The sequence below is a fragment of the Streptomyces sp. NPDC054887 genome, from assembly GCF_053610585.1.
This window is the reverse complement of sequence record NZ_JBSGYQ010000037.1, coordinates 59,609-82,117: the sequence shown is the minus strand read 5'-3', so window position 1 is coordinate 82,117 and position 22,509 is coordinate 59,609. Positions and strand designations below refer to the sequence as shown.

At 71.0% G+C, this 22,509-nt stretch carries 21 protein-coding genes; 8 read left to right on the top strand and 13 right to left on the bottom strand.

Annotation, left to right across the window (positions count from 1 at the left end; all coding sequences use genetic code 11):
* Positions 1-107: 107 nt before the first annotated feature.
* The 9 genes from ACWGH0_RS21545 to ACWGH0_RS21505 all read right to left on the bottom strand — a co-directional run bounded on the left by ACWGH0_RS21545 (position 108) and on the right by ACWGH0_RS21505 (position 9,086).
* A complete protein-coding gene (locus ACWGH0_RS21545) occupies positions 108-215 on the bottom strand; it encodes a DUF6893 family small protein (protein WP_453405804.1) in 108 nt (35 codons plus the stop codon).
* Between the two features lie 10 nt (positions 216-225).
* Positions 226-774, bottom strand: coding sequence for a hydrogenase maturation protease (locus tag ACWGH0_RS21540; RefSeq protein ID WP_453405803.1), 549 nt, complete (start codon positions 772-774; stop codon positions 226-228).
* Positions 771-2,219 carry a hypothetical protein gene (locus tag ACWGH0_RS21535; RefSeq protein WP_453405802.1) on the bottom strand — a complete coding sequence of 483 codons (1,449 nt, stop codon included), beginning with the start codon at positions 2,217-2,219 and terminating at the stop codon, positions 771-773. The genes ACWGH0_RS21540 and ACWGH0_RS21535 overlap by 4 nt, the downstream gene beginning before the upstream one ends.
* A complete protein-coding gene (locus ACWGH0_RS21530; RefSeq protein ID WP_453405801.1) occupies positions 2,216-2,917 on the bottom strand; it encodes a DUF6084 family protein in 702 nt (233 codons plus the stop codon). The genes ACWGH0_RS21535 and ACWGH0_RS21530 overlap by 4 nt, the downstream gene beginning before the upstream one ends.
* A complete protein-coding gene (locus tag ACWGH0_RS21525; RefSeq protein ID WP_453405800.1) occupies positions 2,914-3,582 on the bottom strand; it encodes a DUF5947 family protein in 669 nt (222 codons plus the stop codon). The genes ACWGH0_RS21530 and ACWGH0_RS21525 overlap by 4 nt, the downstream gene beginning before the upstream one ends.
* A complete protein-coding gene (locus ACWGH0_RS21520; RefSeq protein ID WP_453405799.1) occupies positions 3,579-4,223 on the bottom strand; it encodes a hypothetical protein in 645 nt (214 codons plus the stop codon). Before ACWGH0_RS21520 ends, ACWGH0_RS21525 begins: the two co-directional genes overlap by 4 nt.
* On the bottom strand, positions 4,220-6,001 hold the full coding sequence (locus tag ACWGH0_RS21515) for a nickel-dependent hydrogenase large subunit (protein ID WP_453405807.1): 1,782 nt from the start codon (positions 5,999-6,001) through the stop codon (positions 4,220-4,222). The genes ACWGH0_RS21520 and ACWGH0_RS21515 overlap by 4 nt, the downstream gene beginning before the upstream one ends.
* A gap of 144 nt (positions 6,002-6,145) precedes the next feature.
* On the bottom strand, positions 6,146-7,234 hold the full coding sequence (locus tag ACWGH0_RS21510; RefSeq protein WP_453405798.1) for an NADH-quinone oxidoreductase subunit B family protein: 1,089 nt from the start codon (positions 7,232-7,234) through the stop codon (positions 6,146-6,148).
* Positions 7,235-7,295: 61 nt separating this feature from the next.
* The gene (locus ACWGH0_RS21505; protein ID WP_453405797.1) at positions 7,296-9,086 is read right to left on the bottom strand and encodes a hydrogenase maturation protein; all 1,791 of its coding nucleotides are present in this window, start codon (positions 9,084-9,086) and stop codon (positions 7,296-7,298) included.
* Between the two features lie 946 nt (positions 9,087-10,032).
* On the opposite strand from ACWGH0_RS21505, the gene ACWGH0_RS21500 reads away from it, so the two are divergent.
* The 3 genes from ACWGH0_RS21500 (at position 10,033) to ACWGH0_RS21490 (ending at position 12,551) form a co-directional block, all read left to right on the top strand.
* Complete coding sequence (locus ACWGH0_RS21500) at positions 10,033-11,652, top strand: MFS transporter (RefSeq protein WP_453405796.1); 1,620 nt, start codon at positions 10,033-10,035, stop codon at positions 11,650-11,652.
* Between the two features lie 26 nt (positions 11,653-11,678).
* Positions 11,679-12,209 carry a hypothetical protein gene (locus ACWGH0_RS21495; protein WP_453405795.1) on the top strand — a complete coding sequence of 177 codons (531 nt, stop codon included), beginning with the start codon at positions 11,679-11,681 and terminating at the stop codon, positions 12,207-12,209.
* A gap of 144 nt (positions 12,210-12,353) precedes the next feature.
* On the top strand, positions 12,354-12,551 hold the full coding sequence (locus tag ACWGH0_RS21490) for a hypothetical protein (RefSeq protein ID WP_453405806.1): 198 nt from the start codon (positions 12,354-12,356) through the stop codon (positions 12,549-12,551).
* A gap of 131 nt (positions 12,552-12,682) precedes the next feature.
* Here ACWGH0_RS21490 and ACWGH0_RS21485 read toward each other — a convergent pair whose 3' ends face one another.
* Complete coding sequence (locus tag ACWGH0_RS21485) at positions 12,683-14,086, bottom strand: DUF2252 domain-containing protein (protein WP_453405794.1); 1,404 nt, start codon at positions 14,084-14,086, stop codon at positions 12,683-12,685.
* A 2-nt stretch (positions 14,087-14,088) separates the two neighbouring features.
* Positions 14,089-14,709, bottom strand: a complete 621-nt coding sequence (locus ACWGH0_RS21480; RefSeq protein WP_453405793.1) for a potassium channel family protein — start codon at positions 14,707-14,709, stop codon at positions 14,089-14,091.
* Between the two features lie 219 nt (positions 14,710-14,928).
* Between ACWGH0_RS21480 and ACWGH0_RS21475 the strand changes: the two genes are divergently transcribed.
* The 5 genes from ACWGH0_RS21475 to ACWGH0_RS21455 all read left to right on the top strand — a co-directional run bounded on the left by ACWGH0_RS21475 (position 14,929) and on the right by ACWGH0_RS21455 (position 19,735).
* A complete protein-coding gene (locus ACWGH0_RS21475) occupies positions 14,929-15,609 on the top strand; it encodes an HdeD family acid-resistance protein (protein WP_453405792.1) in 681 nt (226 codons plus the stop codon).
* Entirely contained in the window at positions 15,606-16,979 is a 1,374-nt protein-coding gene (locus ACWGH0_RS21470) for a hypothetical protein (protein ID WP_453405791.1), read from the top strand. Before ACWGH0_RS21475 ends, ACWGH0_RS21470 begins: the two co-directional genes overlap by 4 nt.
* Positions 16,980-17,345: 366 nt before the next feature.
* Positions 17,346-17,801: an SHOCT domain-containing protein gene (locus tag ACWGH0_RS21465; RefSeq protein ID WP_453405790.1), complete on the top strand. Its 456-nt coding sequence runs from the start codon at positions 17,346-17,348 to the stop codon at positions 17,799-17,801.
* A 31-nt stretch (positions 17,802-17,832) separates the two neighbouring features.
* Positions 17,833-18,282 (top strand): DUF7144 family membrane protein, encoded by a 450-nt coding sequence (locus ACWGH0_RS21460; protein WP_453405789.1) that lies wholly within the window; start codon positions 17,833-17,835, stop codon positions 18,280-18,282.
* A 79-nt stretch (positions 18,283-18,361) separates the two neighbouring features.
* Positions 18,362-19,735 (top strand): diacylglycerol/lipid kinase family protein, encoded by a 1,374-nt coding sequence (locus tag ACWGH0_RS21455; RefSeq protein WP_453405788.1) that lies wholly within the window; start codon positions 18,362-18,364, stop codon positions 19,733-19,735.
* A gap of 401 nt (positions 19,736-20,136) precedes the next feature.
* On the opposite strand, the gene ACWGH0_RS21450 is transcribed toward ACWGH0_RS21455, so the two are convergent.
* Complete coding sequence (locus ACWGH0_RS21450; protein ID WP_453405787.1) at positions 20,137-21,180, bottom strand: SGNH/GDSL hydrolase family protein; 1,044 nt, start codon at positions 21,178-21,180, stop codon at positions 20,137-20,139.
* An 865-nt stretch (positions 21,181-22,045) separates the two neighbouring features.
* Complete coding sequence (locus ACWGH0_RS21445) at positions 22,046-22,384, bottom strand: thioredoxin family protein (RefSeq protein WP_453405786.1); 339 nt, start codon at positions 22,382-22,384, stop codon at positions 22,046-22,048.
* Positions 22,385-22,509 lie beyond the last annotated feature (125 nt).

The following is a 22,509-nucleotide window of genomic DNA, read 5'->3' as shown; positions in this document are numbered from 1 at the left end:
GGCCTGCCCGGCCCATTACAGGCCGGGCCGGAGGCGACCGGCAGAGCGGCACGCCGACGGGGCGGCACGCGTACGCCGTTCGACGCAACCGGGGCGCCGGGTGCGCGTCACATCTTGCGGATACGCAAGTACCTCTGGAGGTCGGGCAGGGCCAGCCTGGCCAGAGCAGCCAGCGCGGAGGCTCCGACGGCGCCAAGGATGATGGTCTTCTTCATGCTGGTCTCCTCATGTCGCGGCCCCGTCGGCCGTGGCCCGCGGAGCGGGCGCCTCCTGGTCGCCGTCCCGCAGCAGGTCTCTGATGAGCCGTACAGCCTCCGGCACGGCGGCGGCCACCGGCGGGCTGAGGCCGATGCCCTCATCGACGGACGCCGGTTCGCACCCCACGACCAGCGTGCGGCACGGAGGGCTCGCCCCGGTCCCGGCGCAGAGCGTGCCGAGCAGGGCAAGAACCGCGTCGGGTGACATCCGGTGACCATCGAGCACGGGGCTCTGCCGCTCGTCGTCGCCGGGGCCTGAGGGCTCGATCAGGTACACGGTGCCCGGTGCACCGCCGCGTAGGGTCGCGTCGACCAGGACGAGCGTGTCGTACCCGTCGAGGAGCTGGTACGCGAGGTGGACGCCGCGTACGCCGATGTCCACAGCCTCGACGTGGCCGGGCAGCGGCAGGGCGGCGAGCCGGCGGACCGTCTCGACGCCGAAACCGTCGTCGCTGAGGAAGATGTTCCCGACACCGGCCACCAGGACCCGGCCCCTGTCCGGGCCCGTGGTGTTCACGCGTCCTCCAGCGGGCTGACCTCGTCGGGCTGGAAGTACAGGAACCGGCCCTGTTCGCGGCGGATGTCCGCGCCCGGGTCGCCCTCGACGGTCACGGCCAAATGCACCTGGCCGTCCACGTCGTGCAGCACCGCTTCGACGCGGGCGCTGCGGCCCTGGAGGAACAGGTCCTGCGCGTCGGTGCGCCGCAGGCCCGGCCGCAGCAGCACCCTGCTTCCGGCGCCCAGCGACCGGCCGTCGACCACGACCCGGTCGTGTGCCGGGTCGAACCCGGCGTCGCTCGCCGGGTCCCACCACGGGGTTTCCGGCGGTTCCACACCGTACGGGTCGGCCATGGCCGGGGCGGCCTGCAAGGGTTTGGACAGCGCCGGCGAGGGCTCGGGTCCGGTCACGTCCCGGAGGCTGCGGACCGCGCCGTGCAGTCGCTCCAGCACCTCGGGCGGCATGGAGTCGGCCAGGTCGATGACGGCGGCTGCCCGCTCGTCGGTGCCGCGCGCCTGCCGCTTCTCGTCGTCGGTGAGGGCCGCTGTGCGCAGCGCGAGGATCTCGTCGATCTCCGTGGCGTCGTACAGCGCGCCGGGGCTCTCCGGTGCGATGGCGGGGTGGTCCTCCAGAATGATCGGCGAGGACAGCACGAGGTCCGCGCGCCCGGGTTCGCCGGCGAGCACCGGCCAGGTGTGCAGGTTGCGGCAGGACGCCACCAGGCCCTTGGCCCACTCGGGCGGGTCGGTCATCGACAGGAACGACCCGGCGCTGAGGCACATCAGGACGTGCGCGGCGACCAGCGAGCGCGGGAGCGCCGCGTCGCGGTCGGCGGTCCCGTCGTCCGGCGGGGACCAGGGGGCGGAGTTCTCCACGATCGCCGTCAGCCTCATCACCCGGTAGGGGCCGTCGAGTTCGCGGGTGGACAGCCGTACAGCGCCGCTGATCTCCTCGCACCTGCGGACCAAGCGGCCGAGCGGCCGGCCGGCCGTGTCGAGGACGGGTTCGCTCTCCTCACGTGCGGGGCGGGTGAAGGGCACCGTGACCCCGTCCCCGGTCAGCTCGTCCACCGGGACGACCACTTCGACGCGTTCCTCCTTGCCCTCGTCCCAAGGGACCAGGACCCGGTCCTCCAGGTGAAGTTCCGGTACGTCCTCGAAACCGCCGTCGGAGCGGCAGCGCTGTACGGTCCGCCGCTGGGCATGCAGGAAACGCAGTTCGAGGGCGAGCGTGGCGCCCGCCTTCGGTTCCATCAGGCATTCGGTGTGCTGGAAGTCGTGCTCCTCGGACTCGGCGCCCCAGCCCGGCGGTACGAGTACCCCGAACTGCCAGCGCAGCCGGTTCTTGGACGCCGAGGCCCGGTAGGGGTACAGCACATACCCCTCGAAGAGCACGGCGTCGGCCACCTGCCGGGCGACGGCGAACCGGGCCTCGGTCCCTTCGGCGAACGTGGTCACGGTCACGGAACCGTCCTTCCGGTGGCGCTGGGCGACGCCGCGCCGCTCAGGGCGCCCGCGGGCCGCGGCGGATCCGGTGCGCCCGCCTCGGCGAGCAGGGCCCGGAGGGTGGACTCCCAGGAGGCGAGACCTCGCCGGGAGCGGAAGTCCAGCAGGGCGTCCATGGTGTCGCGGGGCAGCCGGATCCAGCCGCAGCCGGGGAAGTGCTGCTCGACCATCTCCCGCCAGGCCGCGACGGGCATCCGGAAGACCGCCTCACGGTCCCAGGGCACAGGCTCGACGTGGAAACCGCCCGCTCCGGTGAACGCCGTGCCCGAGAAGAGCATCAGCAGAGGCACCTCACCGCCGGTGAGGGCGCCGAAGTACCGGGTGGAGGCGATGTCGGTGTCGTACGTGCAGGGCACGACGAGGTCGGTCTCCGTCTCGCCGGTGAAGCCGGGCACCATGAGGGAGACCTGGGCGAACTGCACCGGCTGGAGCGTGCTGCCCCACCGCGATCGCTCGCCGAAGAGGTCCTTCAGCCCGTCGGCCTCCGCGGCTTCGTAGCCACGCCGGGCCGGTTCGATCCGGATTTGGCAACGCAGGGCGAGGGCGTGCACCCGGGCGCCCCCGGAAGCGGTGACGCGCAGCCGGAAGACGAGCGTCGGACCGGCGGCGTACGGATCGGACCGAACGCCGGTGCAGGTGAACGCGAACTCCGTCACGGCCGATCCCCCTCACGGACCGTCCGCGCGCGCTGGGCGACGGTCGTGAAGAACGCGTCCAGGTCGGCGCGGGCCTCGGCCCCGCCGTCGAAGCCCTGCCACAACAGGCGCATGCGGCCCACCAGTTCGTAGCACATGTCGATGGGGACGAGGTAGCACTCGGACCGCCCGTCCGACCGGCGCACCAGCAGCGCCTCCACGTCGGGTTCGAGCAGCGCGGCCAGCCGGCTGCTGTCGAGAATCGCCGGCCAGACCGAGGGGTCGAGTTCGCTCTCGGTCGCACCCGCCGGGCTCGGGTAGAACGCCGCCAGCCGGTCGAGCGCCGCGTTGCGGAAGAAGAAGGCGACGCCGACCGGGATCTGCAAGAGTTCCCACGCGCCGTCGTCCAGGCGGTGGTCCGGGTCGGCCAGGTAGCGGGAGGGAACGGCGCGGAAGCGGCCGCCCGCCGCGCCCGGCCGCTCGAACAGGAAGGCGCACGGAGTGCAGGCGCAGGCCAGAGACCGCTTCTCGGTGTCCACCAGGTGGCGGTGGGCGTCTTCGGCCACCACCACCCCGCACAGTTCGCACCGCTCCTCCTGGGGCGGACGCTCGCTCACGAACCGGCGAAGGCCGCGCACGCCCGCCGGCCGGCCGGCGGGCCGCGGACGGACCGGGTGCGCGCTCACGGCGCCTTCGCCGCGGCCGGTCGCGCGACCGCGTCCGCCCGCGTTCCCGGTCCCGCCGTGCCGGGCCCGCCCAGGGGCGCCGACCCGATCTGGAGCAGGACCGGTTCGCCGGCGTCGGCGGGCGGCTGGATCTCCACGGTCTTCACCTCGGGGGCGAAGCAGGCGAGGGCGTCCTCGACGGCCTGCTGGGCCGAGCCCGCGGTGGCGGCGCAGCCGCAGCCCGAGCCGCCGGACGACCGCAGGCGCAGGGCCCCGGTGGCGTCGTCGAAGTCGGCGACCTCCACCGCGTGCTGCGGCACGCTCGCCAGCGCCCGCGCGATGCGGGTGGCGGTGTCCTCCGGGTGGAGGTCGTGCAGGACCAGCAGGCTGGCGACGAGTTCGTCCCCGAGGAGCCGGGCCAGTGCTCCGTCGCCGCTGCCGGCGGTGTCGGCGCTGGTGGCGGCCCGGCCGTCGAGCAGGGCCATGACGCGGGCCAGGCCGGCGCCGTAGAAGTCCATCAGCGACCGGACCAGTTCCTCGGCCGCCGCACCGGCGGTCCCGTCCCCGGTGGCGGCCAACCGGTCGATCACTTCCTCGACGCGGCGCCCGGCCTGCTCCGCGTTCACCGCGGGCGCCGTCTTCACGCCCTCCCGGCCGCTCATCCGCCGAGCCCGCTCAGGCCGGTGGGCATGTGCATCTTCTGCACGGTCTTGCCCTCGCCGACGTACATGTGGACGCCGCATGGCAGGCACGGGTCGAAGCTGCGCACGGCGCGCATGATGTCGATGCCCTTGAAGTTCTCCGGGGTGTTCTCCTCGAAGATCGGTGTGTTCTGTACGGCGTCCTCGTAGGGGCCCGGTGTGCCGTAGGTGTCGCGGGTGCTCGCGTTCCACGGTGTGGGCGGGTACGGGTGGTAGTTGGCGATCTTGCCGTCGCGGATGACCATGTGGTGGGAGAGGACGCCGCGTACGGCCTCGGTGAAGCCGACTCCGACGGCCTGGTCCGGAACCTCGAACTTCTCCCAGGTCTGGGTGCGGCCGGCGCGTACCTCCTCCAGCCCCTTCTCGGCGAAGTGCAGCGCGATCGCGGCGGTGTACGCCTGGAAGTAGGTACGGGCGCGGTTGCGCTCCAGGGCGTTGCTCCAGCGCGGGATGTTCCACTCGAAGGTGGTCTCGGGCTTGGTCATCGTGCGCGGCAGGTTGATGACCACGCTGTGGCCGGTGGACTTCACGTAACCGGTGTCGACGAGCCCGGACAGCGCGGTCGACCACAGGCGGGCGATGGGGCCGCCGCCGGTGTCGAGGGCGAGGTAGTCCTTGCCGTCGAACCACCGGGGCGACATCACCCAGCTGTAGTTGCCGTTGAAGTCCCGCTTCTGGGGCGCGGGGATGGTGTGCTGGTTCCACGGGTGGCGCGGGTCGACCGGGTTGCCGAGCGGGTCGTGGGTGACGAACTGCTCCTGGCCCTGCCAGTCCTCGTAGTACGAACTGCCCAGCAGGATCCGGATGCCGAGGTTGATCTCGGTGAGGTCGTTGGTGACCAGATTTCCGTCAACGATGATGCCCGGGGTGACGAACATCTTACGTCCCCAGTCGGTCATGTTGGCGTACGTGAAGTCGCAGTACTCCGGGTCGTTGAGCGCCCCCCAGCAGCCCAGCAGGACGCGGCGCCTGCCCACTTCCTCGTACCCGGGCAGGGCCTCGTAGAAGAAGTCGAACAGGTCGTCGTGCAGGGGGACGACGCGCTTCATGAACTCGACGTAGCGCATCAGACGGCTGAGGTAGTCGGTGAAGAGCTGCACGGACGCGATGGTGCCGACGCCGCCCGGGTACAGCGTGGAGGGGTGCACGTGGCGTCCCTCCATCAGGCAGAACATCTCCCGCGTGTAGCGGCTCACCTGGAGGGCCTCGCGGTAGAACTCCCCCTCGATGGGGTTCAGCGACCGCATGATGTCCGCGATCGTGCGGTAGCCGTGTTCCCCGGCGTGCGGCGCTTCGGTGCGCTCGGCCAGTTCCAGGACGCCCGGGTTGGTCTCGCGGACCATCTTCTCGCAGTAGTCGACCCCGACCAGGTTCTCCTGGAAGATGTTGTGGTCGAACATGTACTCCGCGGACTCACCGAGGTTGATGATCCACTCGGCGAGGTGCGGTGGCTTCACGCCGTACGCCATGTTCTGGGCGTACACCGAGCAGGTGGCGTGGTTGTCGCCGCAGATGCCGCAGATCCGGCTGGTGATGAAGTGCGCGTCCCGGGGGTCCTTTCCGCGCATGAAGACGCTGTAGCCCCGGAAGACCGACGAGGTGCTGTAGCACTCGGCGACCCGCTTCTGCTTGAAGTCGATCTTCGTGTGGATGCCGAGGCTGCCCACGATCCGAGTAATCGGATCCCAGGCCATCTCCACCAGGCCGCTGCCGTCGCCGGCCTTCGTCGTCGGTGCCATCGTGTCTGCCGTGCCCTTCTGCAAGCTGGGAGTCTGGTCACGCGGTGAGGTCGGAGGTGGGGGCAGGCCCGCCGGGACGGGCGGGCCTGCTCAGATGCGAAGGCGGCGGGCCGGGGGGAAGGTGGTCCGCGCTCCGGGCGGGGTTCACCAGGGCGGGCGGTATCCGGTTGTCAGCTGTTCCCCGGTGTGGCGCCACTTGGGTTCCTTGTCGACCGTCTTGGCCGTGAGGGACCGCAGCTTGCGGACCACCGCTCCGTAGGCGCCGCTCGCGGTGCTCGACACCTTGGCGCCGGGCGGCTCGTCCATGAAGGGCATGAACTTGTCGGGGAAGCCCGGCATGGTGCAGGCGATGCAGATGCCACCGACGTTCGGGCAGCCGCCGATGCCGTTCATCCAGCCGCGCTTGGGGACGTTGCACTTGACGACGGGACCCCAGCAGCCCAGCTTAACCAGGCACTTGGGTGAGTCGTACGTCAGCGCGAACTGGCCCTGCTCGTAGTAGCCCGCCCGGTCGCACCCTTCGTGCACGGTGGCGCCGAAGAGCCAGGTCGGGCGCAGTTTGTCGTCCAGCGGAATCATCGGAGCCGAACCGGCCGCCTGGTAGAGGAGGTAGGTCAGCGTCTCCGAGAAGTTGTCGGGCTGGATGGGGCAGCCGGGCACGCACACGATGGGGATGCCGGCCTTGGACTTCCAGTCCCACCCCAGGTAGTCGGGCACGCCCATGGCTCCGGTGGGGTTGCCGGCCATGGCGTGGATACCGCCGTAGGTGGCACACGTCCCGATGGCCACGACCGCCAGTGCCTTGGGCGCCAGCCGGTCGATCCATTCGCTGGTCGTGATCGGCTGACCGGTCTCGGGGTTGTCCCCGAAGCCGCACCAGTAGCCCTCCTGTTTGATCCCCTCATTGGGGATCGACCCTTCGACGACGAGCACGAAGGGGTCGATCTCGCCGCGCTCCCCCTTGAAGAACCACTCGATGAACGTGTCCGATCCTCCGACCGGACCGCATTCGAAATCGATCAGGGGCCAGTGGACGGCAATCTTGGGCAGTCCCGGCAGCACGCCGAGAACGATCTCCTCGATGCTCGGCTGCATGGCCGCTGTCAGGGCGACCGAGTCACCGTCACAACTCAGGCCGGCGTTGATCCAAAGGATGTGGATCGGGGGCGCCTCGTCGGCGGGCGCACCCGGCGCGTCCGCGGCCTCGGCTGTGTTCGGCGTCGCTGCACTCATGAGGAGCGCCTCCTTGGGGAGGTAAGGACGAAAGCCGGCATTCCGACCATCAACCTTCTTGTTAACAGGCGCCTGGAGCCGGTGCGCCGCTACCCGCGGCCGTTCCAGTGACGCGCGCCGCCGGGCGAGCCGAAGGGGCCGCCCGGGTTGCGGACGGGGGCGGATTGAGGTGGGGCGGGGTCCGTGGTGGCGCCTCCTTGCGGACGAAGGCCCGGCGCAGTGCGTGATAGGGGGCGTCCGGATCGCCGAAGGTGCGCCGCATGTGCGCCAGCTCCTCCTCCCGGAAGGCCGACAGTGGCTTGACGCTCTCCTGCCGGTCCAAATCCGCCTTCTTCTCCCGTACACGGGCGGGCGTCGCGGGATGCGCGGCCAGTTGCGCCGCCAGCCGGCCGACCTCGCGCGCGAATCCCTGTGGGCAGGACTCGATCATCCGGTCGACCAGCCCCAGCCGGTGTGCCGTCCTCCCGCTCACCGGGAGAGCGTCGCGAGTCAGCCGTTCGGCCACCTCGGAGCCCGCTCTGCGCGGCAGGGTGTACGTCCAGTACTCCGAGCCGTACAGGCCCATCAGGCGGTAGTGCGGATTCAGAACGGCCCCGGCCCTGCACCACACCTCGTCCGCCGCCAAGGCGAGCATCACCCCGCCCGCGGCCGCATTGCCGCCCACCGCCGACACGACCAGGCGGTCGGTCGTCGTCAGGACGGCTTCGACGAGATCGTCGATGGCGTTGATGTTGGCCCAGGACTCGCTTCCCGGGTCGTCGGCCGCCTCGATGACGTTCAGATGGATGCCGTTGGAGAAGAAGTCCCGGCTGCCGCCGAGCACGAGTACCGACGTGGGTCGCGAGCACGCCTCCCGGTAGGCGATCAGCAGGCGCCGGCACTGGTCCGTGCTCATGGCGCCGCCCGGGAAGGAGAACGACAGGACGCCGACCGAACCATCTTCCTGGTAGCGGATGTCGCTCCAGGTGCGGCTGGACGGGTCCGCCATCAGCGGAGCGGGGTGCTCCGGCAAGGGGGGCAACCGGTCGCCGAGGGCCTGCACCGAGGGCAGCTTGAACGTGGTGGGCTGTCCCGGGACGCGCCGTGGACGCAGTTCGGGAATCCATACGGCGCCGTCGGTCGTCGCCCGGCAGACGGCTCCGGCCCTGGTGGCCAGCAGCGTGCCCGGCCGACCGCGCAGCGCGTCCTCGGGGTGGCCGCCGTGGAGGTACCACTCGCCGCCGAGAAGCTCGTCCAGTACACCCGGCTGGGAGTCGGCGGCGCGCAGCTTGCGCAGCACGGTTCCCGTGGACTCCGACGCCCAGTCGATCCGCCGCTCGGCCTGCTTCATGTACGGACGGGTGCGAACGGTGGTCCCTGCCTCGCTCGCGGCGGGCTGCCGCCAGGGGACGTGCGTGCCGCCCGCGAAGCGCTCCACGGCCAGGAGGACCGCCGACAGCGCGGCATCGGCCACCTCGTTGCGGTACAGGTCGCTCTTGGCCACCGGGGGCATCGCGCAGGCCACCGAGGCCCACACGTCGCCGGCGTCCATCTCCGCCTGGGCCTGAAGGACGGTCACGCCCCACGCGGTGGCCTTCTCGTGAATGGCCCAGTCGAGCGATGAGGGTCCGCGGTCACCGATGGGGCCGGGGTGGACCACGAGACAGGTGTGCTCCGACCACACGTCCTGCGGGATCGCCGTTCTCAGCATCGGTGCCACCACGAGCTCCGGTTCGTGCCGCCGTACGGCTGCGCGGAGGCAGTCGGCGTCCCGTACGAGTTCAACCGCCACCCGGTGGCCGCGGTCCCTCAGTTCGGCATGCACACGCTGAGTGAGGCTGTTGAACGCGCTGGCCACGAGCAGGAGGTGCATGGCAGCCTTTCCCGGCGCGGACGCCGGCGGTCGTCGCAACGGCTGGGAATCCCCGGCCGCTGCGATCGTCGGGCACAAGGCGGAAGAGGGGACGGCGACTGGCTGCGGGTTCACCCGAAAGCGCACAGCGCGACGCCCACCCGGCGGGCCCGCGCACCGCGCCGGCCGACCGCTCGCGTCACGCCGCCGTAGCGTCGCGCCGGCCTGCGCACCCGACCCTCCGGAAGCAGCGCGCCTGACCTGTGGCGGCCGACCTGCTACGACGCGGCCGGCACGCCCGCGCCTGATCGACGCGGCGCCGCCACGCCTGCACGGGCTCCCGGCCGGCAGCGGGCAGCCCCGCAGATCCCGGCGACCGTCAACGCGACGGCCCCGCGTACCACCACAGGACGCTCCAGGACGGCACAGGTTCCGTGAGACGGGGGCTGATGCATGTCCGGACGGTGCGGTGGGTCGGCGCGCGCGGCGGACCTCAGCGAGCGGCACACGCCGGGCGTCGCGTGCGCGGCGCGCACGGTCAATGGCGCCGGTGGCGGCGCCAGTACCAGAGCCCGCCGACCACCGTAGACGCCGCGGCAAGGGTGATACCGAGGACGGGCCACCGGCTGTCGGCGATCCGTAGGCCGGCGAAGAAGGTTCATGGCGATCAGTACGAGCGGCACGAGGAGAGAGACGAGTGCGCGGACTGCGGCCGCCGCTGCACCGGGTTCGGATCGGGAGGCCAGGACGGGGCCTCCTGGGAGAAGTGAGGTGAACGGGCGTCGGCGGAAGGCCTTGGCGGCTCGCTCTGCCAGGCGGCGGAACCGGGAGGGGTACGGCCTCTCGCCCGTGGCGGGTGAGGCGCGGAGCCCGAACTCCGGGTCCAATAACAGCGGCGGGGCGTACGGCGGCCGCCACCCGGCCGGGACCACCGGCCGTATCGGGCCTACTCGGCGAGGTGGACACCGTGAAGCACTGGCGGGCTCTGGTCGTGCTGGGCACGGCCCAGTTCCTCATGGTCCTGGACACCTCGGTCATGAACGTGTCCATCAGTCAGCTGGTCGAGGACTTCGACACGGAGGTCACCGCAATCCAGGCGGTCATCACCCTGTACGCGCTGGTCATGGCGGCTTTCATGCTCATCGGTGGCAGGCTCGGGGACATTCTGGGCCGTCGTCGCATGTTCCTCGTCGGGATGGCCGTTTACGGCGTGGGGTCGGCCCTGACCGCCGTGGCGCCCACCCTGTGGGTCCTCACTCTGGGCTGGTCCGTCATCGAGGGTCTGGGAGCCGCCATGGTGCTGCCGGCCATGGCCGCCCTCGTCGCGGAGTCGTACCGCGGGCGGGACCGGGCGGTGGCGTACGCGGTCATCGGCGGACTGGCCGGTGCCGGGATCGCGGTCGGCCCGCTGCTCGGCGGCTGGGTGACGACGTACCTGACCTGGCGGCTGGTGTTCGCCGGCGAGGTCGTGGTCGTCCTGGCCGTCCTGCTGTGCCGCCGGATGATCGCGACGCCCGCCCCGGCAGGTCGGCATCCCCGGCTGGACGGGGTCGGGGCGGTGCTTTCGGCCGCCGGGCTGGCGCTGTGCGTGCTCGGCGTACTCCAGAGCAGTACGTGGGGGTGGGTCCAGCCCCGCAACCCTCCCTTCACCGTGCTCGGCTTCGCCCCGACGCTCTTCGTCGTCGGCGCCGGAGTGGCGGTGCTGGCCGCCTTCCGGTCCTGGGAGCGGCGCAGGGATGCCCGCGGCGTCGACCCTCTCGTGCACCTGTCCTTGCTGGGCAGGCCCGTGCTGCGATCCGGCCTCATGACGCTGGTGAGCCAAAACCTCATCCTATTGGGTCTGTTCTTCACGATTCCGCTGTACTTGCAGGTGGTGCAGGGGTTCGACGCCTTCCAGACGGGGCTGCGGCTGCTCCCGGTGTCCGTCACCATGCTGGTGACCTCCCTGGGCGGGTCGGCGCTGGGACGGGCGTGGGGACCGCGCCGGGTGGTCCGGCTGGCCCTGGCGATTCTGACGGCGGCCGTCGTGTGGCTGCTGGCGACCATCGACCCGGTCATCGACGACGCCCAGTTCGCCGGAGCCATGGCGCTGCTGGGCATGGGCGTCGGCCTGCTCGCCTCGCAACTGGGCAACGTCGTCCAGTCCAGCGTCGACGAGGAGGAACGCGGGGAGGCCGGAGGGCTTCAGTTCACGGCACAGAATCTGGGCTCGGCGCTGGGCACCGCTCTCATCGGCTCGATCCTCATCGGCGCGCTGGCGCACGCCTTCACCACGCAGGTCGCAGACAACCCCCGGTTGTCGGAAAGTACCCGTGAGCAGGTCGGTGTCGCTCTTCAGTCCGGAATCACCTTCGTATCCACCGATCAGGTGCGCTCGGCGGCCGAGCGAGCCGGCTTGCCACCGTCCGAGGTCGACGCCGTCACCGACTCGTACGCCTCGGCGCAGCTGAACGGCCTGAAGGCGGCGATCCTCGCCACCGGCGGCATCGCGCTCGCCAGCTTCCTGGTCACACCCCACCTGCCGACGGCATCGGCCGGCGGTACGCGGAAGCCGGACGCCGATGCTCCGACCGGGGCGCCCCGTTGACGCGCCGAGCCCGAAGGGAGTCACAGGTGTCCGGAACCACAACCGGGTCCACCCCGCCGCGCGGGGAGCGCCGTGCCGAGCGCCGGGCCCACGCGGACTACACGGGCGGTGTCTACGGATCCATGCTCGCGGCCTCCGTGGTGATCGGCGCCGGCACCCTGGGCTCGTTCCCCCGCGTCGAGCTGGTGCTGCTGCTGTTGCTCACCAGTCTGGTCTTCTGGATCGCGCACGTGCACGCCCACCTGTTCGGGGCTCGCCTCGCTTCGCGGCAGAGGCCGGACCGCCGGGTCGTGCTGGGCGTGTGCCGGGACGAGTGGCCGATCGTGAAGGCCGCCGTCCCGCCGGCCGTCGCGGTGGCCGTCAGCCCGCTCCTGGGCCTGGATGTGCGAGGCGCCGGTTGGCTGGCACTTTCCATCGCCGTGGCCGGCCAGGTGGGCTGGTCCGTGGCGGCGGCACGCCGCGCGGGCGCGTCCCGGCGGCTGATGGCCACCACCGCTTCGGTCAATCTCCTGCTGGGCCTGACGATCATCGCCTTCAAGATCTTCCTGACACATTGAGAAGGCGGCTGCCCCGGCGTCCGCGTCCGCCCGCGAACCGGGTCACCTGTACCGGGTGATGCGGTCGTTCAGCGTACGGGCGGAGGATCGCAGGGAATGGGCGTCGTCCACCTGCTCCAGGCATGTCCATGGGAGGGACAGCTCGTGCACTACGAGATCCGCGTCGAGGGACACGTGTCGGAAACACTGGCCAAAGCCTTTCCGGAGCTGGGGCACGTGGTGATGTCCGGCCAGACCGTCCTGTTCGGCCCCGTAGTGGACGAAGCGCACCTGTACGGTCTGCTGGCACGCTGCCAGTCACTGGGGCTGCGTGTCATGGAGATGCGGCAGCTGCCGGAGTGACGGGGGCTCTCCGACCCGCGCAGGGTGCCGGGTGCGCTTTCCCGGTCGGCTGCGCCCCCACCCGGCAGGCGGGGCGGGGTGAGTGCGTAACCGGGCCTGATGTATCAGCGCCCCGCTGTCTCAGGTGTGGCTCAGAGCCGCTCAGCCCTGATCCGGCCGGAGCGGCCGGCGGCTTCGAGCGCCTCGTAGTCCCGCTCGTTCTGGTCGGCGTAGGACTGCGCGAACTCAGCGAGCGCCCGGTCGAAGCGGTCGCTGCCCCCCAGATAGGCGGCGACGGCGACAGGGTCGCCCGAGCGGGCGTGGGCCCGCGCGAGGGATGCCCCGCACATGCGGGCGAAGAGGGAGAGCAGGCGCGGCCCCATGGTCTCCGGCCGCGCGATGCCCTTCCAGTCCCAGAGCTGGCGCACGTAGAAGTCCCGGCCCTGTCCGTCGAGGCCCACCACGTGTGTCCAGCCGAGGAAGATGTCGCCGGCCGTCTGCATCAGGCGCTGCCCGGCGACCACCCGGCGGCCCTGGTTGTCGAAGCGCTCGCCGCCCGTATGGGCGCCCAGCACCGACTCCTGGGCCTCCTTGGCCTGGAGCAGCAGGGGATCATCATCGTCCCTGCCGAGGAGGAGCAGGATCCAGCAGCGCGTGCCGACACTGCCGACGCCGACGACTTTGCGGGCCATATCCACCAGGCGGTAGTGCCGCAACAGGTGCCGGCGTTCGGACGGCAAGGTCCGTGCGTACCCCTCCAGGAGGGCCTGGAATTCCACCTCCCGCCCGGACGCGTCGGCCGACAACTGGGCGAGCGGGGTGACGAGCGGTGGATCCGGGGTGATGCGCCGGCCCTCGGCCGTGACGCGGGTGAGCTTCGCGAAGGCCTCCAGATGCGTACGGGTGCGAGCCCGCGCCGCGGCCTTGGCGGTACGGTGCCTGGCCTCCCGGTCCATCGACGAGGCCAGCAGTTCCCCCATTCGATCGGTGTCGTCCTGGGCGTACCAGACGTCCAGGGCGGGCATGCCGGCGAACTCGCGCATGCGCTCGCGGTAGGCCCTCACGCAGGCCCGTACGGCGGCGTTCTGCTCCTTGAGCGAGAAGCCGTTCGCCCGGGCCGCTGTCACGAACCCCGCGGCCAGCCGTTTGACGTCCCACTCGAACGGTCCGGGCAGCGTCTCGTCGAAGTCGTTGATGTCGAAGACCAGACGGCGCTCCGGCGAGGCGAGCAGCCGGAAGTTCAGCGGGTGGGCGTCACCGCAGAGCTGTACCCGTAGCCCGGTCGCCGGCAGGGGCGCGAGGTCCGCCGCCATGATCGCGGCAGCGCCGCGGTAGAAGCGGAACGGGGACTCCAGCATGCGGCCGTAGCGGATGGGGACCAGGTCCGGCACGCGGTCGGCCGACTGCCGCTCGATCACCTCGATGGGGTCGGGGCGGTGCTGTGCCGTCTCGTACCAGCCGTGGCACGAGCGGGAGGCGCGCTTGCGCGCGTCCCTGCCGTACGCCGCCCGCTCGGCCGGGGTCAAGGACGCGGTGAAAGCGCTCGTCACGGTCATGGTCATGCCTCCTTGTCCGGTGTCCCGGCGCCGGGTCCGGAACTCGGCTCCGACGGCCCGCGCTGCCGGCGCAGCCCCGCCTGTACCGCGCTCGCCAGCACCCGTGCGGCGAGCCCCACGAGCAGCAGGCCGCCCGCCATCTGCAGCATCGTCAGCACTCGCCCGGTCTGGGAGCGTGCCGTGATGTCCCCGAAGCCCACCGTGCTGAACGTGGTCAACGTGAAGTACAGGGCGTCCGTCCTGGTCAGCGGCTCGCTGAAGGACCCCGGGGTGGAGCTGTCGAGCAGGTAGTAGGCACCGGCGAAGAGCACCAGGAAGAGCACGAGTGTGGCGGCCAGAGCCTCGACGGCTTTCAAGCGCGGGTGGGGTGAGCGCACGATGACCCGCACCTCCCACGAGAACACCAGCATCACCGCCAGCAGGCCGCACACCAGCAGCGCCGACGCGCCGGCCGTACCCCGGTCGTCCAGGGGCAGCAGGTAGTACGCGGTTATCAGGCCGACGGCGATGAGCACAGCGCGGATGAGGGTCCCGGCAGCGGCCCACCGGCCGGGGGGCGGCTGCCGGTGCGCGTCCGGACCGGACCCGGACCGCTCCGGCCGGGTGGTGCTCGGGTCGCTCATCTCTTCGCTCCCTCGTGCGTCCGGCCGCAAGGCCGTGGTGCGGGGATGCCGCGACTCCCACCTCACCGCCACCGCGATATCGGCGGATCACCCGTGGTGGGTGATCCGGCATCCGGTGACGGACCCGACCCTGGAGTGGTCAGGCCCGCGCGCCCGCACGCTCACACACCCGCCCGTCGGCGGTATGCGAGCGACCGGTCGATCATGCGAGGAGCAGCCATGACCATGCCACACGGCTCGGCATCACCCGCCGGCCCGGAACACGAACCCGACGCGACGCGCCCCGGGCCGCCGGGCGACTCGGCGCAGGCGCTGGCGCGGCTCGGCCGTTCCTGGACCTGGCTCCTGGGGTCGGCCGTCGCGACGCTGGTGCCGGGAATCCTGGTACTGGTCTGGCCGGAGGCGACCCTGCACGTCCTGGCCGTGCTCATCGGCCTGTACCTGCTGGTGACCGGGGGATTCCGGTTCGTGGCCGTCTTCGCGCGCGAGGGACACGAACGGCTGCCCGGCCTGCTCCTGGCGGTGCTGTACGTCCTGGCGGGCGTGCTGTGCCTGCGCAATCCGCTCCAGACCATCGCCGCCCTCTCGCTGATCGTCGGGCTCCTGTGGCTCGTGTCCGGGATCCTCACCCTCTACACGGCCCTCGCCGCCAAGGACCTGCCGCACCGGGGCGTCCTCCTAGGCGTCGCTGTGCTCGGCATCGTGGCGGGGATCGTGGTCCTTGCCCTGCCCGCCGAGTCGGCCCGCGCCCTGACCCGGCTGCTCGGCCTGTGGCTCGTCCTGCTCGGCCTGGCCGAGGCGGGAGCCGCCCTCGCGTGGCGGGCCGCACTCCGCAGGGCGAACCTCACGGGGCCGCGCGCCTCCGCCGCCACGGGCGGCACCGGAAGGGAGCACCCATGAACCCGGCCGCGACCCCGGAACCGCCGGACGCCGGCGGAGCCGCGAACCAGGACCACGTCATGACCCGTGACGAACGGGCGGAGTACGAGCGGCTGCGCCGTCACGCCACGGTGCGCCATCGGCGCGTACGCCGGGCCGGCGCCTCGGTCCTCCTCCTGCTGGCCCTCCTGCTCGCGCCGCTGGCCGTCGTCGCGGCCTGGGTGCATGAAACGGTCTCCGACACGGACAGGTACGTGGAGACCGTCGCTCCCCTGGCGTCCGAGCCGGCCGTACAGGAAGCCGTGATCAACCGGCTCACCGACCGCGTGGTGGACAACGTCGACGTCTCGGCGGTGACGGACTCGCTCGCCAGGGTCCTCCGGGACGCGGAGGCGCCGCCCCGCGTCGTGGAAGGGGCCGAAGCCCTCGAAGCTCCGCTGCGCAACGCGGTCAGGACCGTCGTCGACCGCACTGTCACCCGCGTCATCACCGGTGACGTCTTCCAGCAGGTGTGGGAGGGCGCCAACAGGCGCTCGCACGCCGCGGTGGTGAACATGCTCACCGGTGACGGCGAGGGTGCCCTGCGCGCCGAAGGCGGAACCGTCCAACTGGACGTGGGTGAGGTGGTCGACCAAGTACGGGAGCGGCTCGTCGACTCGGGCTTCGAGAAGGCGGCGGCCATCCCTGACAGCGATCGGACGGTCACGCTCTTCGAGAGCGAGCAGCTGGGCAAGGCGCAGGACGCGATGCGTCTGCTGGACATCCTCGGCACCTGGTTGCCGGTGCTGACCGTCGTACTCGCCGCGCTCGCCGTGTGGACGGCACCGGCACACCGCGTGATGCTCATGATCACCGCGGCGGGCGTCGGCGTCATGATGGTCGTTCTGCTCGTCGCGCTCGCCGTGGTCAGACGGGTCTACCTGGATTCCGTCCAGCCCACGGCGCTGCCGGCCGACGCGGCCGCGGCGATCTTCGACACCTTCGTCCGGTTCCTGCGCGACAGCACCCGCACCCTGCTGGTCGTCGCCGTGGTCACGGCACTGATCGCTTATCTGTACGGTCGCGGGCGTCCCGCCCGTGCGGTCCGCGCCACGGCGGACCGGGGCACGACGGCCGCCGGCCGCGCGCTCAGCCGGGCGGGTGCGAACACCGGGTCCACGGGGCTCTGGCTGGCGGACCACCGGGCGTGGACGACCGGCGGCGTCTTCGCGGTCGGCACCCTCGTGCTGCTGCTGTGGAACCACCCCACGGTGGCAGCGGTGGCGCTCGTCCTGGGTGTCGCCCTGGCAGTCCTGATCGTCCTGGCCATCCTCGCGGCCGCCGCCGGTACGGCCGGCCGGGCGGCACAGCCGGAACCGCAGGGGCCAGGGCCGGGAAAGAGGACCTTGTGAGCCCGGCAGCCCGTGCCGGGGCCGTCTGCGGCCCCGGCACGGGCACGCCTCCCAGAGACCCCCGGCGAGCGAACGGCTGCGGGATCGGGGTGGGCGGGGGCAGGGCCACCGAACCCGGCCTCTCCCCCCTCGGCAGGCCTCCCGTTCCCCTGTCCAGGACGCTCCGGCCCGGTCACACGGCGGACGCGTCGGCTGCGGGAACTGCCACACCTGCCTGTAAGGCCACGGGAACTTCTGCGGCCGCGAGGCCGACACCGCGGCCCGCACAAATCACCCGCACAGGGTGAGGCGGCACGGTGGCCCCGGCGGCACGCTGTAAACGGCACACAACGGCTGCGGGCGAAGGCCCGAAACGGAGGACGGGACATGAGCGAGCAGACATACCTGGCGTACGACTATCCGCTGCTGGGCGCCTTCTGGACCATGTTCCTGTTCTTCCTGTGGGTCATGTGGTTCATCCTGCTCTTCCGGATCATCACCGACATCTTCCGTGACGACTCGATGAACGGCTGGGCGAAGACCGGCTGGCTGGTCTTCTGCATCCTCCTGCCCTTCCTGGGAGTTTTCGTCTACGTGATAGCCCGCGGCAAGCACATGGGCCGCCGTGAGGTGGCGCAGGCGCGAGCGCAGCAGGAGGAGTTCAAGTCCTACATCCGGGAGACCGCGGCCGGTGGACGACCCAGCAATGTCGACGAACTCGCCCGGCTGGCCGAGATCCGCGACCGGGGCGCCATCACGGACGAGGAGTTTCGCAGGGCGAAGGAACTGGTCCTGAGCGGCCACGGCCCGCAGTCCGGCTCGGGCTCCACCACCGTTCGCTGACGGATCCCACTCGCGAGAAACGAGGCCCAAGATGAGTACGACACACACCCGGCCGGCACACACGGCCAAGCAGGGCTGGGCAACCGGCCTCACCGCCTTCGGGGCCGTGATGCTCTTCCTCGTCGGCCTGCTCGACTTCTGCCGGGGCATCATGGCCGTCGCCGAGGACGACGTCTTCGTCACGACGCCCAACTACGTGTTCAAGTTCGACCTGACGGCCTGGGGCTGGATCCACCTCGTCCTGGGAGCGATCGCCGTGATCGTCAGCATCGGTCTGCTCAAGGGAGCGACGTGGGCGCGCGTCGTCGGCGTCGGCATCGCCGGACTCGTCATCATCGCCAACTTCCTCTCCCTGCCGTACTACCCGGTGTGGTCGATCGTGTTGATCGCCATCTCGGCGTTCATCATCTGGGCCCTGTGCGTGGTCCAGCGGGACGACATGCTCGACCTGTCCGAGGACCGCCCGACGCGGAACCGGTGAGTCGGCCCGGTACGCGGCGAACGGCCCTCGGAAAGGAAGTCCGATGCCTGCCCGCACGCGAGGAGTAAAGGGCCGACACGTGGGACGACACGGCGGCAAGACGAGGAAACCGGGCACTGCGGACGTCGCGGCATTGGGCGAGGGCAGTGCCGGACGGGCCCGTCTCGCCGTGCTCGCCCTGCTGGGAAGCCTCCTGGTGCCGCTGATCGTCGCCGGTCTGCGCAGTGTGCTGTGGGTGCTGGTCGGCATCGCCGGACTGGCACTCGCCGCCGTCGGCGTGTGGTGGGCCCTGGCACACACCGGTGTGCTCCGCGCCCTCGGGGCCGCCCTGTCGGTAGCCGCGCCGATCACCGTTCTCGCCCTGTACGCCGCGTTCGGCATGCTGTGGCCGGCGCTGGTGTCCCTAGTCCTGTGGGCACTGGCCGTCACGACGGCACGTACGGCGCTGCCGCCCGGACACACCGCTCACGAGCAGGCTGTCACGCGGGCGCCGCACGCACCATGGGTCCTCATGAATCCTCGCTCCGGGGGCGGCAAAGTGGACCGATTCGGCCTGGTGGACAAGGCCCGGGCCGCAGGGTGCCGGGTCGCCCTGCTCGACGGGAGCCAGGACGTCGTCGAACTGGCCCGGCAGGCCGTCGCCGAAGGGGCCGATCTCTTGGGGGTGGCCGGCGGCGACGGAACCCAGGCGCTGGTGGCCGAGGTCGCGGCGCGCCACGACCTGCCGTTCGTGGTGATACCCGCCGGCACCCGCAACCACTTCGCCCTCGATCTCGGCCTGGACCGCGAGGATCCCGCGGCGGCCCTGGAAGCCCTGACCGAAGGCGTTGAACTGCGCGTCGACCTCGGGTACGCGGCGGACCGCGTCTTCGTCAACAACGCCTCGTTCGGCACGTACGCGTCCGTCGTCACCGACCCCGCGTACCGGGACGCCAAGGCCCGCACGACCCTGCGCAGCCTCCCCGGCCTCCTCACCGGTGACAACGCGCCCACGCTGCGGGCACGGGCGGACGGGACGTACGTCGACAAACTCCAGGCGCTGCTCGTCAGCAACAATTCCTACGGACGGGCCGTCGACGCGACCCGTCCGGGCCGCAGGGCACGGCTGGACTCGGGCCTCCTCGGCGTGGTGTGCGTGCGGGTCGCCAGCACCGCGCAGGCAGCGCGCCTCGTGCGCGGCCCGCGCTCGGAAGGGCTCGTCCGGCTCAGTGCCGCCGAAGTCGTCGTCGAAACGGACACCGGCACCCTCCCGGTCGGCATCGACGGAGAACACGTCGTACTGCCATCGCCCGTCGTGTGCCGCAGTGCACCCGGGGCCCTGCGGGTCCGTGTGCCCCTTGATCGCCCCAACGCGCTGCGGGGCGGCGGCACGACCGTCGGCTGGCCGCGCGTGACCCGCCTGGCGCTGGGCCACCGGTTCCCGGATCACGAGCAGCACACTGCGGCAGCGTGACAGTCCGGCACAGGTCCGCGGTCCACGTCCCGCCAGCCGGTGATGTCGAGGAGCAGGCCGTCGCCACCCTCACACCCGAGCCCCGAGCGCATTGAGCTTCTGTCCCATGTCGGCATGCGCTGGACATGATGGCCGTCGTCGTCACCGCAACCGCGCACCAGCTGGCGCCTCGTACGTGCCCCGGCCGGCGCGAGCGAGCCGGACGTGTTCGGCGCGCTGGAGGTACTGGCGGTCCCGGGTGCCGTGGCGTGCTCGGCGTGCGGCGCCGGCGTCGCCCTGACACCGCTCACCCGGCCCTGCGGGGGGCTCGGCAAGCGGTGCCTTTTGCGCTCGCGGGCCGGGGTGCCCCGGCCCGCGTCTTTCGCGCGGATGCCGGGGCTCTGGCGCCGGGGGGCGGTCGGTCAGTTCAGCAGTGCGATGCGGATGGCTCGTTCGACGCGGGCGGCGGTGTTTTCGTATCCTGCGGCGTTGGGGTGGACCAGGGTGACTCGCTTGCCGATGAGACCGCAGTTCAGCAGCGTGCCGGGGAGCTTGGCGGGCCAGTAGTCCGCGGCATCGCCGCAGATGCCCTCGACCCACTTGGTGTCCGCGGGCTGGCAGGCGTCGTGGCCCACGCTGGAGGAGTAGACGTCGACGTAGGAGTCACCGAAGAACGAGGTGACCCGCTGGATCGTGTTGTTCAGCTGCTTCAGGACGTCGTCACGGAGCCAGTCGACGTCGGCGTGCTTGATCGAGCCCAGCTCGGTGAGGGCAGGGCGATTGCAGTCGCTGCCTTCCTCCGGCAGGACGGCCGGGTAGCCGACCGTGATCACCTTGGCGTTGGGCGCGGCCTCGTGCACCCTGGCCAGCATCTGGATGTACTCGTCCTGGACCCGGGCGAGCTTGTCCTGGATGCTCTCCTCCCCCTCGGGAGGACTGGTGTAGTGCTCGCGGCAGGATTTGCCTGGCGTCGCGCCCAGTTCGAGGCACTTCAGGAGCATGCCGCCGAAGGGCAGGCTGTTGCCGCCGACCCCGATGGTGACGACGTCGGTCTGGTCGTTGAGCTTCGCTCGCTGGATCTGCGGGTCCACCGCAGGCCAGCCCGCGGCCGGCGGCTGGACCGGGCTGATCGGTGTCTGCTTGGCGTCGGCGATGTCGGCGATGGTGGCGTTGCCGCAGCTGACGTTGGTCAGGTGGACGTACTTGCCCGGCGGGAACTCGTCGAGCTCCCGCTCGACAACGCCGGGATAAGCGTCGCTGGTGCGGTCACAGCCGTCCCGCGACGCATCTCCCAACGCTGGCTGCGGCTCCCCGACAAAGCCGCCGGCGGTGTACGAGTCGCCCAACGCGGCCCACTCGTACTGATCGGCCGCACCGGCGGGGAGTGAGGGCACGAGCGCGGAGACCGCCAGTGTGAGCCCGACGGCCAGGGCTCGTGTGCGCAGGCGGGAGACGCGGTGTCGCATGGATCCTCCAGAGTTGGCGGGCAGCGAAGGTGCTGAGGTGAGGGCCGCCAGTCGGCGCGTAGATGTCGTACGCAACCCAGCCCTCTCGCTCTGAGTAGTCGCTTGACTACGCTTAGAAAGTAGAGGAGGGCATACGGCGTCTGACGGGTGCGTCGGGTAAACCACCCGCCCGTATTGCGCTGATGCTTCGCCTACAGCGAGTGCGCCGGTGGCCACCCCGGACCGCGTAGAGAGATGCCACAGCTGCCGACTGCGCCGGGCCGCACCAGGCCAGCCTGATGTGCCGACGGGCGACTGACCTCCTTCCTCATACACAACCGCCCATCCCCACCCCCACTCCCATGAGCCGCTGGCACCAAGACCAGTACGGACGCAGCCTGCCGGCCAAGATCACCGAGGAAAGACGCGTAGCACACCGCAAGGGTCGCCAAGGCGCGGATACCGACGCCCGTACGCCATTCGGACTTGGTCACCACGGCCCCCGGGGAGCCGAGTAGACGGAAGGTCACCGACCCCCTTACTGGCAATCGACCCGCTGGACCACTTTTGACAGAACGAGGCCCGGATCAGACGTCCGGGCCTTCGTCGCGCCCGGGGTCCTTTCTCCCGGCCGTTGCTGTCCGGGTCCCGACTTCCGGCCCTACGGGTGCAGAAGCCGTGCCCGCCAGGACGAGACGCAAGTACGAGCGTCCTGTCATTGCCCCACCCGCCATGTCCAACTCCCGTCGGCGGCTGGACCGATAATCACCCATCAGACATCACACCCGGGGACATGTGGGGGTGTCTCAGCTCAAGGTGGCTCAGGCGGCGCAACTCCGATGGACGAGAGGTGACGGGCGTCGCGGCTCCGTGCCACAGCGACCGCTCAGAGGTGGCCGTCCAGGAGCTTCCGTACCTCGGCGGTGGTCATAGGCCCGGTGCCGTGCGCCACCACCTGGCCCTCTTTCAGCAAGACGCAGGACGCGGCTCCGGTGATTCCGTATCGCTCGGTTGCGGCCGGACAACGCGTAATGTCGGCGCGGACGGCCGTCAGGCGACCCGCGTATTCGTCGGCGATACCGCCCACGACGAGGTCCATCTCCCGGCAGGGCTCGATTGCCTTGGGCCATGTCCCGGTGAAGTATGCGAGGACCGGAACTCCGCTCATCCCGAGGATGAAATTGAACTCCGCGTCCTCACGGGGTTGGTGTACCCGTTTCGCCATGGAAGCTCCCGATCTCACGTCCGTTGTTCCATTCCCATCATCCCCCGGGCGGTGTGCCAGGCCGGCCACGTTGGTCGGCCGGTTGGCCTGTGGGAAGGGAGGCACGGGCCGTCGCAGAACCGAGG